At 43.5% G+C, this 14,823-nt stretch carries 10 protein-coding genes; 5 read left to right on the forward strand and 5 right to left on the reverse strand.

Annotation, left to right across the window (positions count from 1 at the left end):
* Positions 1–138: 138 nt before the first annotated feature.
* Together ubiE and QT998_RS00115 are read right to left on the reverse strand one after the other, a co-directional pair.
* Positions 139–840, reverse strand: coding sequence for a bifunctional demethylmenaquinone methyltransferase/2-methoxy-6-polyprenyl-1,4-benzoquinol methylase UbiE (ubiE, locus tag QT998_RS00110; protein WP_194066205.1), 702 nt, complete (start codon positions 838–840; stop codon positions 139–141).
* 309 nt (positions 841–1,149) lie between these two features.
* Positions 1,150–2,094 (reverse strand): response regulator, encoded by a 945-nt coding sequence (locus tag QT998_RS00115; RefSeq protein ID WP_333091200.1) that lies wholly within the window; start codon positions 2,092–2,094, stop codon positions 1,150–1,152.
* A gap of 156 nt (positions 2,095–2,250) precedes the next feature.
* On the opposite strand from QT998_RS00115, the gene QT998_RS00120 reads away from it, so the two are divergent.
* Positions 2,251–3,345, forward strand: a complete 1,095-nt coding sequence (locus tag QT998_RS00120) for a RuBisCO accumulation factor 1 (RefSeq protein WP_333091201.1) — start codon at positions 2,251–2,253, stop codon at positions 3,343–3,345.
* Positions 3,346–3,793: 448 nt separating this feature from the next.
* Here QT998_RS00120 and QT998_RS00125 read toward each other — a convergent pair whose 3' ends face one another.
* Positions 3,794–4,810: a DUF4349 domain-containing protein gene (locus QT998_RS00125; RefSeq protein ID WP_333113709.1), complete on the reverse strand. Its 1,017-nt coding sequence runs from the start codon at positions 4,808–4,810 to the stop codon at positions 3,794–3,796.
* A 165-nt stretch (positions 4,811–4,975) separates the two neighbouring features.
* Here QT998_RS00125 and QT998_RS00130 point away from each other — a divergent pair, with 165 nt between their 5' ends.
* The 3 genes from QT998_RS00130 (at position 4,976) to QT998_RS00140 (ending at position 9,414) form a co-directional block, all read left to right on the forward strand.
* Positions 4,976–7,432 (forward strand): ATP-dependent helicase, encoded by a 2,457-nt coding sequence (locus QT998_RS00130; protein ID WP_333113707.1) that lies wholly within the window; start codon positions 4,976–4,978, stop codon positions 7,430–7,432.
* A gap of 169 nt (positions 7,433–7,601) precedes the next feature.
* On the forward strand, positions 7,602–8,348 hold the full coding sequence (locus QT998_RS00135) for a dienelactone hydrolase family protein (RefSeq protein WP_333091205.1): 747 nt from the start codon (positions 7,602–7,604) through the stop codon (positions 8,346–8,348).
* Positions 8,349–8,514: 166 nt separating this feature from the next.
* On the forward strand, positions 8,515–9,414 hold the full coding sequence (locus QT998_RS00140) for a S1 RNA-binding domain-containing protein (protein WP_333091208.1): 900 nt from the start codon (positions 8,515–8,517) through the stop codon (positions 9,412–9,414).
* 305 nt (positions 9,415–9,719) lie between these two features.
* Here QT998_RS00140 and QT998_RS00145 read toward each other — a convergent pair whose 3' ends face one another.
* Positions 9,720–11,957 (reverse strand): GumC family protein, encoded by a 2,238-nt coding sequence (locus QT998_RS00145; RefSeq protein WP_333113705.1) that lies wholly within the window; start codon positions 11,955–11,957, stop codon positions 9,720–9,722.
* A 21-nt stretch (positions 11,958–11,978) separates the two neighbouring features.
* Positions 11,979–13,409 (reverse strand): SLBB domain-containing protein, encoded by a 1,431-nt coding sequence (locus QT998_RS00150; RefSeq protein ID WP_333091210.1) that lies wholly within the window; start codon positions 13,407–13,409, stop codon positions 11,979–11,981.
* 34 nt (positions 13,410–13,443) lie between these two features.
* Between QT998_RS00150 and QT998_RS00155 the strand changes: the two genes are divergently transcribed.
* A complete protein-coding gene (locus QT998_RS00155) occupies positions 13,444–14,790 on the forward strand; it encodes an O-antigen ligase family protein (RefSeq protein ID WP_333091212.1) in 1,347 nt (448 codons plus the stop codon).
* The last annotated feature ends 33 nt before the right edge of the window (positions 14,791–14,823 follow it).

Consider the following 14,823-nt stretch of genomic DNA (forward strand, 5'->3'; position numbering starts at 1 on the left):
ATTGGGAATTGGGAATTAGTCAGTAGTCAGTAGTCAGCAGTCAGCAGTCAGCAGTCAGCAGTCAGCAGTCAGTAGTCGGTAGTTGGTAGTTGGTAGTCATTAGTTAACAGTCAACAGTTAACAGTCAACAGTTAACAGTCAACTGACTAATACCAATACTCCCATCATAGCTCCAGCAATGGGATAGTGGGTGGCCCGGGCAAATCCGGCTTCGCGGGCGATCGCGACTTGCTGCTGACCGATCGGGAATTTTTCTAAACTAGGATTAATGTAGGCATATTCTTGAGTCATCCCAAATTGCTGAGCAATTGGCACCACGAGACTGTCGAGATAAAACTGCTGAAAGCTCCGCATGAGGGAATTACTGGGGCGGTGGAGGTCAAGAATCGCCGCTTTTGCGCCCGGTTTGAGCACGCGGTGCAATTCTTGAAGGCTGCGGGGGATGTCCGTCACGTTACGCAAGCCGTAACCCATTGTGGCGCAGTCAAAGTAATTGTCGGTAAAAGGCAAGTCTAGGGCGTCAGCTTCTATCCAGGTTATGGGACTTGTCTGGGTAAGCAAAGGTCGATCGCGCAAAGCCGCAACAGCCAATTGTTCGGCGGAAAAATCTACTCCAAACACACAGCCGGTAGGCCCTGCTTGTTTGGCCAGCAGCAAAGCTAAATCCCCGCTACCGCAGCACAAGTCCAAACAAGTATTTCCCGGGCCCGCACTGCTCCAATTCACCGCCATTTGCTTCCAAATCCGGTGCTGCCCCAAGCTCAACCAGTCGTTCATTTGGTTGTAAACTGGTGCAATTCGGTTAAAGATATTTTTAATTTGTTCGGCGTTATTAGTCATTGGTTATTAGTCATTGGTTATTAGTCATTGGTTATTAGTCATTGGTTATTAGTCATTGGTTATTAGTCATTGGTTATTGGTTGTTTGTTAGTGGTTGTTTTTTGTTTGTTATTGGTTGTTTGTTATTTGGGAATTGGGAATTGGGAATTGGGAATTGAGAATTGGGAATTGGGAATTGGGAATTGGGAATTGGGAATTGGTAGCAACTAACCAATAACCAATGACCAATGACTAATGACTAATGACTAATAACTAATGACTAATGACTAATGACTCAATGACTAATAACCAATAACCAATGACCAATGACTAACCACCTTGAAAACTCGTCAGTACCAAAGCAACTTCTTGAGCGGCGAGGTGAACTGTTGTGAGTTCGTCGGGGCGCAGGGAACAAGGTTGTTTCCACTGGAGGGACATCAGGGCGAGCGATCGACCTTTGTGAATCACCGGCACGATCAAGTGAGCTTGAACGCCAGATTTTTGATAGTGCGGCAGACTAGCTAGGGCTGCGTCGCTGGCAATATTAACAGCACCCTGAATAGTTTGAGAGGAAATTGCCTCTCCCACCAGAGGGTCATCAGCCAGCCAATTTTCCACAGTTTGTCCGCTGGTGTGAGTGCCTTGGACTGGCATTAAAACACTTTCTTCCAACATTTGCAAAATGCAAACATCCGCCAAAAAATTATCGCTAACAGCAGTAGCCATTGGTTCTAAACTAAGTTCCAAATTCGCATAATCCACAGCCGCCTGCATGATTGTTGCTAACAGTTGTATTTGATTTTGGGCGCGGTGCAATTCCTCAGTCCGCTGCTTGAGAACTTCATAAGTCTCGGCAGCTTTTTGCACCACCATTTTCAATTCGTTAGGGTCCCAAGGCTTGGTGATATACTTGTAAACCTGTCCAGAGTTAATTGCATCCACTAAGTCTTCAATGTCAGTAAAACCCGTCAAAATAATTCTGACGGTATTCGGAAACTGTGGTACGGTCTTGCTGAGAAACTCTGTTCCCTTCATTTCAGGCATCCGCTGGTCGGAAATGATGACGGCGACCTCGCCCTCGATACCGAGGACTTCCAAGGCGCGAATCCCGCTATCAGCTTTGAGTACGTTAAAATCTCGTCGGAAAGTGCGGTAGAGTAAATCCAGATTGTCTGGTTCATCGTCTACTACCAACATTTTGGGTTTTTTCGGTCGGTGTAGGGTCATGAGCTGGCGTTTAATTTGATCGAGCTCTGGAATGGCATTATCCATAACAATACGATAAACTCCCCTTGGTAAATTTAGGCGAGCAACTATTCTGTAACAATAGTCTCATACTTCCCTTACTATCAATCGATCGCTCTGCCGCGACACGATGCTTGCTGATATCGAATCACACATAAATTAGCACTGGTTTTTGATTAAATTATGACTGATACACCTCAAGATTCCTTGCCTTCTGCACCTGCACCCTCCACTAATGCTGTGGATGTCGAAAAGTTAATTCGATCGCTCCGCCGCAAGGAAGGCACTTGGGTAGAGTGGGGACAAGCCTGCACCGCCTTGCAGCAAGCAGGCTGGAGCTCTCAGAAGATTTTTGAAGCAACTGGTTTTGAGCCAATTCAGCAAAATCAAGTCAGCGTCGCAGCCCAAGTTTACACCAGCATGGTCAACGCTGGCGGTTCGGAAGAAGTTCGATCGCACTTTCTACGCAAAGGAAGTGATATTTTATACGAATTTCGGATTTTGTCTCAGACAGAGCGAGCCGGAGCAGCAGCTTTGATCCTAGCCCACAATTTGGATGTTGACGATGCTCGTCAAGTTGCCAAAGCCATGAAGGAGTTTTCGCACTTCGGGAGTCTCCCGCAGGGGTTCACAGACACTCCAGGGGATGCTGTAGCATACCAGTGCTGGCAGTTGGCGAGACAGAAAAGCGATTTGCAAGAGCGATCGCGCTTAATTGCTCGCGGCTTAAAATTAGCTAGCAGCCAAACAGCTAGGGGGCAAATCGAGCAATTGCTCGTAGATTTTACCGTAGTTCCGAGACGCGAAGCGCCCCGCTTACCTACCTACAGAGTCGATTCTGAGGAACAACTGCCCCGGATTGTCCCGGTTGCCGGCAAATTGCCGCTTACTGCGTCAGATTTGATAGCAGTGCCTTTACCGGAGGAAATCGAGCCGTTCCGAATGGTAAAATTTGCCGGAGCCGGAGCTTGGGTGGCGATTCCCGGATGGCAGGTAATTTTGAAAGCCGAAGATCCAGTGGCGATTTTGGAAATGAGCGATCGATTGCCGGTACCGCTGCAAGGTAAAGTTGAAGAAGTTTTGATTATTGCCGATCGGGCCCAAAGACAGTGGGATGCTGAGAGTTATTTCCTCACCGACAACGCAGGCAATTTAGAATTGCAATGGTTTGAAACATCCCCGCAGTTGTCGATTTTGGGACGAGTCGTGCTCGTGATGAGACCGAAGAAGATTCTGGATGAAGATTATACCAAAGATGGATGGCAAATAGACGATTAGTCAGTTGTTAGTTGTCAGTTGTCAGTTGTTAGTTGTTAGTTGTTAGTTGTTAGTTGTTAGTTGGTAGTTGTTAGTTGGTAGGGGCGGTGCCCCGTGCCCGCCCTCAGTTGTTAGTTGTCATTAGTAGCAGTAGGGTGTGTCGCTTGCAGACGATATTTGGAGCCAATCGGCAATCTCCGCGCGACGCACCTTCTACCATTGGCGATTTTAAATTAGGAAGGATATCAAGTCCTATCTATCGCAACATTTCGGCGTTTGGTGCGTCGCTACCGATTGTCGATTTGTTCCAAATCTGGTCTGCAAACGACACACCCTACAAACTTCTTCCATCTTCCTGATGACATTGTACGGAAAGCTCGGAGGCGACAGCACTAATGACTAATGACAACTAACAAATAACAACTAACAACTAACAAATAACAAATAACAAATAACAAATAACAAATAACTAATTTACAGTAGGCGGTTTCCCTTCAGAAATCTTCGCAGCCGAATGCTGTTTCTTAAATCGAACAACACCGTAAACCGCAGCAGCAATTAGCAGAAAATAAGGACTGTAAGCCAACATCCAAATACCCAAAGCAAACAAACCGAGCGTCAATTCGCCCACAGAATGAGTCGCTTTCCCCCAAGTTTCCTGCGCCCGCAAACCGAGAGAAGGTTCGGGATCTTGCTGAGCCGAGACTGCAGCTTCTAAAGTTAAACTAATTGTCGAATAAGCTACTTGATTCCGCAAACTTTTTAACTCAGCATCAATCCGCTCGATCGACTCCCGAATATTGCTCAACTCTTGAGCAGCTTTCAACACATCCCCCACAGAACCAGATCGCTCCATAATTTTTAACACAACTTCTTCCGATTTGCGAAGATTCCGCAGCCTAGCGTCATTATCAACTAATTGAGTAGTAACATCCTCAGCCGTAAGCCCTCGATTCTGTACGCTTCCGAGTTTTGCTAAAGCATCTAAAGTAGTTTCTAACTTTGCTTGAGGTACTCGAATCTCCAACGTTGCGGTTTGGCGGATACTAGAATCCGGTGGCTTTTGGTTTTGGAAACCCAAGATATCGCCTTGCTGCTTTTTCACAATCTCGGTAACAGATTTAGTGCTAGTGTCAATTGATTTGACAACGACACTGAGCTCGGCTTTTTTAATCAGTTGGGGAGTAGTTGCTGGAGTTTCTGGAGGTGCTGTTTTGGATACAGCAGAAGTTTTTGGCTGTGCGCCTTGTCTTGTGACTGGGGCGGGCGCCTGTTGGGGTGCAGATGCGACAATTTGGTTTTCGCGACTGCTGGATGAATCCGCGCTACCTCCAGCGCTGGAGGGCGAATTTGCGGCACAACTCGGTAAAGCAATAGCTGAAGATAAAGTTAAAAATGCCGCCACAGCAAAACGAGTTGTGCTGTTGTTGGGTTGGTTTGGGTGGGGCTGGTGTGGCCGGGAATTGGTTTTGAGTTGAGTTTTCATTAGGGTTTTTCCTGTAAACAGGTTTCGGTATTGAATTTTATGCTGGTTTTAATTTAAGCTCGGATAGATGGTGTTAGTTTAGCCGATACAAAAATGGAAACGGTTGGGGTTGAAGATTTTTAGATTTTTAACCGCAGATGAACGCAGATAAACGCGGATGTAATAATGACTGATGAATTTGATTCTGATTTTAGCCGATCGACTACTGAGCTCGATCGCCCTGACAGCGCTTTCTCCGAGTTAGAGCCGGCGGCTTTTTTGGCTGCAGCTTGCGGTAAAATTCGTGACAGCCTGCGTAAGGGGCAGCACGAGATGGCAGATTGGACAGGCGGCCCCCTTGCCGTTTCCGCCGTTCCAGGGGCCGGGAAGTCTACGGGAATGGCCGCTGCGTCCGCAATTGCGATCGCCCGCCATCGGCTTCACAACCGCCGCCAGTTAATTGTGGTGACATTTACGCGATCGGCTGCTGCTAATATTAAAGCTAAAATTCGCCAAAGATTAGGAGAATTGTCTTTATCTCAAGGCGGTTTTGCAGTACACACATTGCACGGTTTAGCTTTAAACATTGCCATGCGCCATCCCGATTTATCGGGTTTAAATTTAGAAAATTCTACCTTAGTGACTCCGACTCAAAGTCACCGCTTAATTCGCACTTGTGTAGAACTTTGGATCGCAGAAAATCCCCGCCGATATCAAATTTTGCTAGAAGGACAGCAATTTGATGGAGAGGAAACAGAGAGGCTGCGGCGACAATCGGTTTTGCGAACGGAGATTTTGCCGCAGTTAGCTAAAACTGTGATTCACGAGGCAAAATCTTCTGGTTTGTCTCCCCAAGAGTTGTTAGAAATGAGCGCTTTAGATTCAGACGACGCCTATGGAATTTTAGCCGTAGCTGGCGGTTTATATCAAAAATATCAGGTTTTGTTGAGGAGTCGAGAATTTATCGATTACGACGAAATGATTTTAGCAGCTTTGCGAGTGTTGGACAATCCGGGAGCAAAGGCGATCGAGCAAAAGCAAGTATTTGCCGTTTTCGAGGACGAAGCCCAGGATTCAACACCTTTGCAGACTGAACTTTTGCAAACATTAGCTCAAGATCCAGACAATCGTAACTCACCTCCAAATTTTATCAGAGTTGGCGATCCAAATCAAGCGATTAATTCTACATTCACTCCCGCAGACCCGATTTATTTTAACAAATTTTGTGACGAGTGCGAAGTTGAAAATAAGTTAGCGACAATGGACGGCGCAGGCCGCAGCAGCCAGGTAATTATCGATGCAGCTAACTTTATGTTGCAATGGGTAAATCGCTCGGAATTAGCCGGAACCGAACAGCCTTTTCGCAACCAAATTATTCAAACAGTTCCCAGCGATGACCCCCAACAAAATGCCAATCCCGATCCCATTGGGCGCGGTTTAGAATTGTGTAATCCCAGGGATATTTACCATAGTGTTGAGTTAATTGGTAAGCGGGTAATTGAGTTAGTTGAGCAATTTTTGCCTGCGAATTTTGAATGGGTAAACCCTGACCAAAATATCGAATCAGGCGGTGAAGCAAGGGATGCAGAGAATAGCCCTAAATTGCCCTTAGAACATCTCAAATCAATGGCAGTTTTGGTGCGGGAAAACAAACAAGGCAAGTTTATCAAAGAAGTTCTAGAAAATCCGCAAAAACACGGATTAAGCTTTGATTTGCGTAAATACGGAATTAAAATTGAGGATGTGGGAGAACGCGACAGACATTCTCAAGTACCTTGGGAAATCTTAACATTGCTGCAATTTCTCGATCGCCCGCACTCACCAGATTACCTGAAAGCAGCCTTAAAGATTTTGAGCGATCGGCAACTCATCCCCAAACAAGACTACAATGCCTTTACCACAAGCCCCGAACAATTCCTCTACCCAGGCCCCCTAGACCCGCAGCAGTCAGATCCCGTGCAGAAATGTCGCTATTTTTGCTGCAGTTTACTGCAAGCACGCTTAGAATTACCACCATACCAAATTATCTCATTTTTAGCCTTAGCGCTGCAATACGACCAAACAGAATTAGCCACAGCCGACAAATTAGCAGAACGAGTAGCAATCCAAACCGCCGGCAACAATTCAATGCACAATATATTAGACGTACTGAGCGAAATTGTCAGTTCCGAAAGATTTGAACCTGTAGATGCAGACGACAAAATAGAAGAACGTTATACCAGCAAAGGTCAACTCACAATTATTACCATGCACAAAGCTAAAGGCTTAGATTGGGATTGTGTATTTTTGCCATTTCTGCACGAACAAACTATCCCCGGAAGTTTGCGAGTTTTGCCACAAACTAGATTTTTAGGAGATTTCACCTTAGCAGAGGTAGCGAGAGCAAAAATTAGAGCGAGTTTGCACGAAAAATATCCTTTACCAAATCTCGGTGAAGCATGGGAACAAGCAGGTTATTTGAAAACAGCAGAAGAGTTTAGATTGCTTTACGTAGCAATGACTAGGGCAAAAAGTTTGCTGTGGATGGCGGCGGAGAATAAAGGGCCTTTTACTTGGAACAAACCAGAGAATTTGCAAACTCAAAAACCTTGTCCGGTGATGCCAGTTTTGAAACAGAGATTTCCTGGGAATGTGATGTTGTAAAATAGATTTTTGAAACGAACCGCGAAGACGCAAAGGACGCGAAGAGAATAAAAAAAAGACTTGCGCCCAAAAAAACTTCTCTTTCTTCCTTTGTGTTCTTAGCGCCTTCGCGGTTCGTTTTAAAAAAAATCTCATTCACAAATGAAATATAATTGCACTCAAACTCACTATGGCCAACCCAGAAATTCGCACAGCTAACGTCACAATTCCTAACAAAGATTTACAAATTGCCGCTTACCTAGCCCAACCCGCCACCTCCGGCGAATTTCCCGCAGTTATTGTGATTCAAGAAATCTTTGGTGTTAACTCGCACATCCGCGAAGTTACTGACAGAATAGCAAAGGAAGGATATGTGGCGATCGCCCCGGCCATCTACCAGCGCCAAGCCCCCAACTTTGAAACCGGTTACGCGCCGGAAGATATCAAAATCGGCAGAGAATACAAAGAACAAACTACCGCATCCGAACTCCTCAGTGACATTCAAGCCACCATCGATTACCTCAAAACTTTACCCTTCGTCAAACAACAAGGTTTTGGCTGCATCGGTTTCTGCTTCGGCGGACACGTAGCCTACCTTGCCGCTACTTTGCCCGAAATCAAGGCTACAGCGTCTTTCTACGGCGCTGGTATCGCTACGAATACCCCCGGTGGCGATACTCGGACGATCGCCCGTACAGCCGACATTAAAGGCACTCTCTACGCCTTTTTTGGCACTCAAGACCCCAGTATTCCCAAAGAACAAGTTGACCAAATCGCCGCCGAATTGGAAAAACACAGAATTCCTCACCAAATTTTCCAGTACAATGCGGATCATGGCTTTTTCTGCGACCATCGCGGCAGTTTCGACGCTACCGCCGCAGCTGAGTCGTGGGTGCAAGTCAAGCACCTATTTCAACAGGAACTTCAACCTGTTTAGAGAGTGGAAGATGGGGAGATGGGGAGAGTGGGAGAATAGGAGAGTGGGAGAGTGGGGGAACATCTTCCTTCTTCCTTCAATATATTTTGACAACTGACAACTGACAACTGACAACTGTCAACTGACAACTGACAACTGACAACTGACAACTGATAAATAAACTGACATGAATTCCAAATCTACAGGTTCTCAAAGCGCAAAAGCATCTTTTTCAATGGATGATTTTGCTAAAGCCCTCGAACAGCACAATTACGAGTTCCAAAAGGGACAAGTCGTGCGCGGCAAAGTGTTCGAGTACGACTCAAACGGTGCGTATGTTGATATCGGTGGCAAGTCTTCGGCTTTTTTGCCGATCGCAGAGGCTGCTTTGAGAACGGTAACGGATTTGTCGGAAGTGGTTCCGCTAAACGAGGAACAGGACTTTTTAATTATCCGGGAACAAGACGCAGACGGCCAAGTTACTCTGTCTCTGAAACAGTTACAAGTTCAGCAAGCTTGGGAAGATTTAGTTGCATTGCAGGAAACCGGTAAAGTGCTTCAGGTGCGGGTTTCTGGCGCGAATAAGGGCGGGGTGACGGTGGACGTTGAGGGAATGCGCGGTTTTATTCCCCGATCGCACTTAGCTCAACGCGATAACATAGAATCGTTAATTGGTCAATCTTTGACGGTGAATTTTTTGGAAGTGGATCGCGATCGAGACAAACTCGTACTTTCCCAGCGGATGGCCGCTCAATCGATCGCCTTCAGTCAGTTGCAAATCGGTCAGTTAGTGGAAGGAAAAGTTAGCAGCCTCAAGCCTTTTGGCGTGTTTGTGGACTTGGAAGGAGTTAGCGGTTTACTCCACATCAAGCAAATCAGCCAAAAATATATTGATAACCTGGCACAGGTTTTTGCTCCCGGTCAACCTATAAAGGCGCTGGTAGTTGACCTCGACGAAGGTCGCGGGCGGATTTCCCTTTCCACTCGGGTACTGGAAAATTATCCAGGGGAAATGGTGGATAAAATGGCTGATGTGATGGATACCGCAGAAGAGCGATCGGAACGTGCTAGAAAGACTCTTTCTTAGGTCTTAATATAATTAAGCTGTTCTCCATTTAAATTGTGTGTCAAGAATCAATCAAACCATTAGTGGGATGTTGCTCTGAGCAGCGTCCCGAATATGCAATTTAAATGGGCGACAGCTTACTACCCCAGGACTGATTTATTCTCTTGTAGGGGTAATCACCCCGTGGTTACTCCAGCCCATGAAATGAGGACAAATCGTCGGTGAAGAGGGTCGGCACGGGACACGACCCTACAAAATTATCATTTTTTGTAGAATGAATCAGCCCTGCTTATCACCCCACTTTTTAAAGCAGTCGGGGCTCTCATTTATATTCCCTTAACCCCATTAGCTACTACTCCAAATACTTTAATATCGGCTGCATTTAGTTGATCTAAAGCTTTGCTTACCATGTCTCTATCGGTCTTTTCTATTTTTACTATCAGCACTGTACCATTAGTTTGAGAAGCTACTAAATGACCATCAGCTAAACCAATTAAAGGTGGCGTATCGTAAATTACTAAATCAAATAATACCAGGAACTGCTCCATTAAATAGTGCATTTTTTTTGAAGAAAGTAATTTAATTTGATCTGGGGGAATAGTACCAGCAGTGAGGACAAAAAGATTCTCATCGTCAGGTAATCGCTGAATAGCCTCATTTAAACTTAAATCAGAAGTCAAAGCATCACTTAAACCTCTCATATTTGATATGCCAAGGTATGTGTGCAGTTGAGGGAAACGCATATTAGCATCTACTAATAATACTCGCTTACCTACAGCAGAAGCAGTTTTAGCTAAATAAACTGCTACAGTGGATTTACCCTCACCTTTAGCAGTCGAAGTGATAGTTAAAGAACTTATCGGATCTTCAGCATTTAATAACTGAATATTTGCATATAAGTAATGAAATGCTTCAATTAAAGGAAAATCCTTATCATTAGACATTATTATTTGTCTTAAACCTGCGCTGTGAGTTGTTGAATTTACGCTAGTGAACTTACTTGATATCCTTTGCCTCCTACGAGATTTAATTTTCATTGCTTTGGCGATCGGGATAACTCCCAAAAGGGGACGTTTAGCTAAGGATTTAATTTCTTCGGGAGTATGGAAAACAGTATTTAAAACTTCTACTAAGAAACCTACAGCAATACCTAGTAAACTACTAATCACGATCGCTATAGCTAAGTGGCGCTTGGTTGGTTTTGGTATGACTACATGGAGATCGCCATTGTCTTCCGTGAGTAACTGTGGTTTAGATATAATTTGCCAAGAGCCATCAATTTGACCAGCATCTAGTTGTAAGGTTTTTTGTTTTTCTAGGAACAGTTTGAGAGTATCTTTAGCTAGTTCTAGTTTTAATTGTATGTCATCATAGCCACGTTGAGCTTGGGGCATTTGAGTGATTTTTGCTTGCAGTGAATTTTGGCTATTAGTTATCAATCGCTCGCGAGCTTCCAACTGTTCTAGTTGTGATTTCATCTGAAGGAGGACAGACTCAGCTTCTTTTTGCATTAAATCGCGCAAACTTTGCTGTTTTTCCCGCAAAGATTGAATGGGAAGGCTATTTTCATAAAATTGAGTAGAGCTTAAAGCTAATTGCGACTCTATTTCATTTACTTTGCTCATTAAACTTTCATAAGACTTTGGTCTAACATCAACAATCCAGCGATTATCGCCCGTTAAAGATATTTTTTTATAGCTTTCATATTGCTGCCTACTTTCTGCTAGTTGTGCTTGTACTTCGAGGCGACGATTAGCTAAACTATCTAGTTGATCTGATAGGCTGCGGCTGCGTAGTTCTGGTTGATTAAAGTTATACTTAACTCTTAATACTTGTAATTCTTGTTGCAAGTTATCTACTTTCTGCTGGAGGGGTGATATTTGTTTAGCAATAAAATCTATACTTTGTTTGCCAACTCTTAAACGCTCTTGGCCCATATATTCTACGTAATATTTGGCCATTTCTTCCAGCACATATTTTATGCGCTTGGGGTTTGGATCGCGGTATCTAATATCTAGGAGTTTAGTACCCCCCTGCTTTCCATCTCGCAAGAAAGTCACACGTTCGATAGTTAAGCGATTTTTGAGAGTTTTATATTCAATATTTGGATATCTTTTTTGTAATTTATTAATTAATGGCATTAGCACTTCTGCAGTTTTCAAAACCCGCGTCAAACTTTGATAATCCACTGAGGAACCGTCTTCCGCTGATGATTTGATTTTGTTCAAGTCTGTTATACCTAAACTATTATTTTGAGCTTGGACTAAGAGCTTTGATAGCCGATCGTCCGTCGTAAGAGGTTCTACTAAAACAGTAAATTTTCCTTCGTAATCAGAAACAATCTTTTTGGCATTCCAGATAATGAAACTACCGCTCAAAGTAGCTATGCTAGCAGCTACTATGGTCATCACCATAAGACGACGCTTGACGACAGCTATTACCCAATTCATATCAAGGACTTGGTCATCCTCTTCTGGGGTACCAGCTAGGTAATTAGCGGAGGGGACAGACAGATATTGAGCATTAAGGTCATTCTTGATGGAAGAAAACAGTTTTTTATCCATAAGACAAATGTTATTTGATTACTAATTTCCTAATAGCTTGAACAGCTCTATGAGCCTGGTAGGAACGAGAATTCCACCAATGATATTACCAAATGGTGCGAGAATCGTATTAATATTGTCCCCCCAGATAGCAGCCCTGGAACGTGCCACTATAATTATATCATTATCTTGAATAAGTGGGTTGGTTTGAGCATCGATTCCTTGATTCAAATTAATTTGTATTTGGGAACGGGATATAGTGCCATTAGGATTCAGCCTGATCAGTTCCACAGCTCTAGAGTTAGCGCGACTTGCTCTGAAACCCCCCGCACTCATAATTGCTTGATTTAAAGTAGTATTAGGAGGTAATTTGAGTCCCCCCGGAGTATTGACTTCTCCGATAACACTCACTTGCACAGTCCCCGGAGCAAAGCTAGCATTAGCTAGAACAGAAACTTCTCCTGGGTCGATCGCCGTCGCGGTCGGGACAAAAATAATATCCCCTTCTTGTAGCATAGTATCTTGAGATGTATCTTGTTCTTGCAAATATTGCCAGAGGTTAATAGTGCTGATTTGTTGTTTGCCGCTTCTAGTATAACGTTGAAGTTGGATTTGGCGAATATCAGCGATTGATGTGATGCCCCCAGCTAGTTGTAAAGCTCGAATGATGGTCGGTTGTCCGTTGGTTCTTTGACCATTTTGGGTATCACCACCGATCACTACATACCTACCCGGGCGCTTCACCTCTCCGAATACTGACACAGTACGGGGTTGCTCTGCTGGTTGAGAAAAGTTAGATTCACTAACTTGATTTACTTCTGCTAAGTTAATTGTTTCTTGAGGGGGAACCAATATTTGATCTCCATCTCGCAACGTTATATCTTGGGTTGTTTGACCAGTTTGTAAATAATCCCATAGGTTATAAGTTATAGTTATTTGTTGGTTGCCATTGACCCGACGTCGGACAATTACTCGGCGGATATCGGCGCTAGCTCGAATACCCCCAGCTTTTTCTAAAGCTTGAGGAAGTGTGGGAAACTGCACCGATGGGCTAGTTCCACCTCCATTAGCTAGAGGTAATAAGTAGGAGCCAGGACGACTTATTTCACCAGACAACCAAATATTTAGCGGGCGGGCAGCTTGTAAGCTGATGGTAACTAAAGGTCTTTTGACGATGCGACCATAAGCTTTAGTGATAACTTGGGCGGCCTGTTCTAAAGTTAATCCTTGAAGGGAAACACTACCAATAATCGGGATTTGAATAGCTCCCCCAGCGGGAATTTGATACTCCCCACTAAGCTGGGGCAAATCGTAGATATCAATTTTGATATTGTCTCCACCACCTAAATAATAGTCAGTATTAATCCTGATTGCGGGGGAGCCGGACTGAGCGAAGTTGGTTTGAGGGTAGGAGAGAGTGAGTACCAGCACCAGCAGTGGCACTTTTAAGGCACGAACGGTAAGCCATTTCATAGGTAGTAACACATTTGATGATAGAGGTAAAGCCATGAAAGATATTTTAAGGGTGCCGATGTTTGCGTTGATGCTTTTCTGTTTAGCGGCCATCTTCTGTGTAACTCTTTATATTTTAGTCGCACGCTATCCCAAATTTGGTGTCACATTAGAAAAGATTTTTGTGGTGATATTTTTTTTAACCTTCACTGGTATCACTGCCATGCCCTTTCCTAAACTCCATCCTAGCGTTTTATATAACTTTAACACTACACCCCCAACAATTATTGGTCAAATTGCTATTTATAGTGCGATGATATTAATGTTATTTCCTCGCTTAACTAAAACTCTCCATAAAACAGTTTATCTAGTCATTAAATGGATATCAGGAGACCCTTTTTTGGGTTTGTTTTTGTTGATGGTGACTCTATCTGGCTTGTGGTCACAAACTCCTGAAATTACTTTACGGGCTGTTTGTGCTCTGTGGCAAATAACACTGGTTTCTATTTATGTCGGTAAACAGTATAGTTGGTCGGAAATTTATGGATTATTGAGATGGCTAAGTGCTATATTAGCTTTGTGGGGAGTTGTGAAAACAAATCAAGCAGCGGACGGTTGTTGGAGAGGAGTTGTCGGTCATAAAAACCCTTTTTCTTTTCAAATGGCTAATACTGCTTCTTTATGGATATTATATGCTTTTAAAGAAAAGAAATATCGATATTTCTCCTTATTTATAACCCTAATAGCTTTAGTGGGGTTGCAAAAAGGTTGTAGTGGTGCTAGTCGAATTTTGACAGTGGTATTAATCAGTTTGTGGAGTTATCTAGCCCTATTAAAAAAATTACCTGTAAAATGGGCTTTTGTCTGCTTTATATTATTTTTGGTGACGAGTATAGGTATAAGTATTTTAGTATTAAATAATTTAGAGGCTATTGTTGTCGATGGTTTGCAAAAAGATATGACTTTAACGGGTAGAACCGATTTTTGGCCTTTAATTATTGATCGAATTAATCAAAATAATCCCCTATTTGGTTATGGGATGGCAGGATTTTGGCAGCCTTGGCGTGGCTTGGACAATCCAGCTTACGGAATTGTGGTAGTTAAAACTGGTTTTGTGCCACCCCACTCTCACAATGGTTTTATCGATCTACTTTGCGAACTGGGTTGGGTCGGATTGTTGTTGTTTATTTTATCATTTTTTAATAATATATTTAGAGGTATAAAGTACCTAGTTAAAGAAAGTTTTCCCGAGTCAGCTTTGCCTTTGTATTTATTAACATTTATGCTAATGACTAATTTGACAGAGACGGGATTATTTGGGATTGGGACTTGTTGGTGTTGGTATGTAGTTTTATCGGTAAAATTGAGCTTAGATACGACAGATAAGGATCATAAAAAATGATGATGTCCGTATTTTGTCAGACTGATTAATCCG

The sequence above is a fragment of the Microcoleus sp. S1D4 genome (assembly GCF_036700765.1).
Lineage (GTDB): Bacteria > Cyanobacteriota > Cyanobacteriia > Cyanobacteriales > Microcoleaceae > Microcoleus.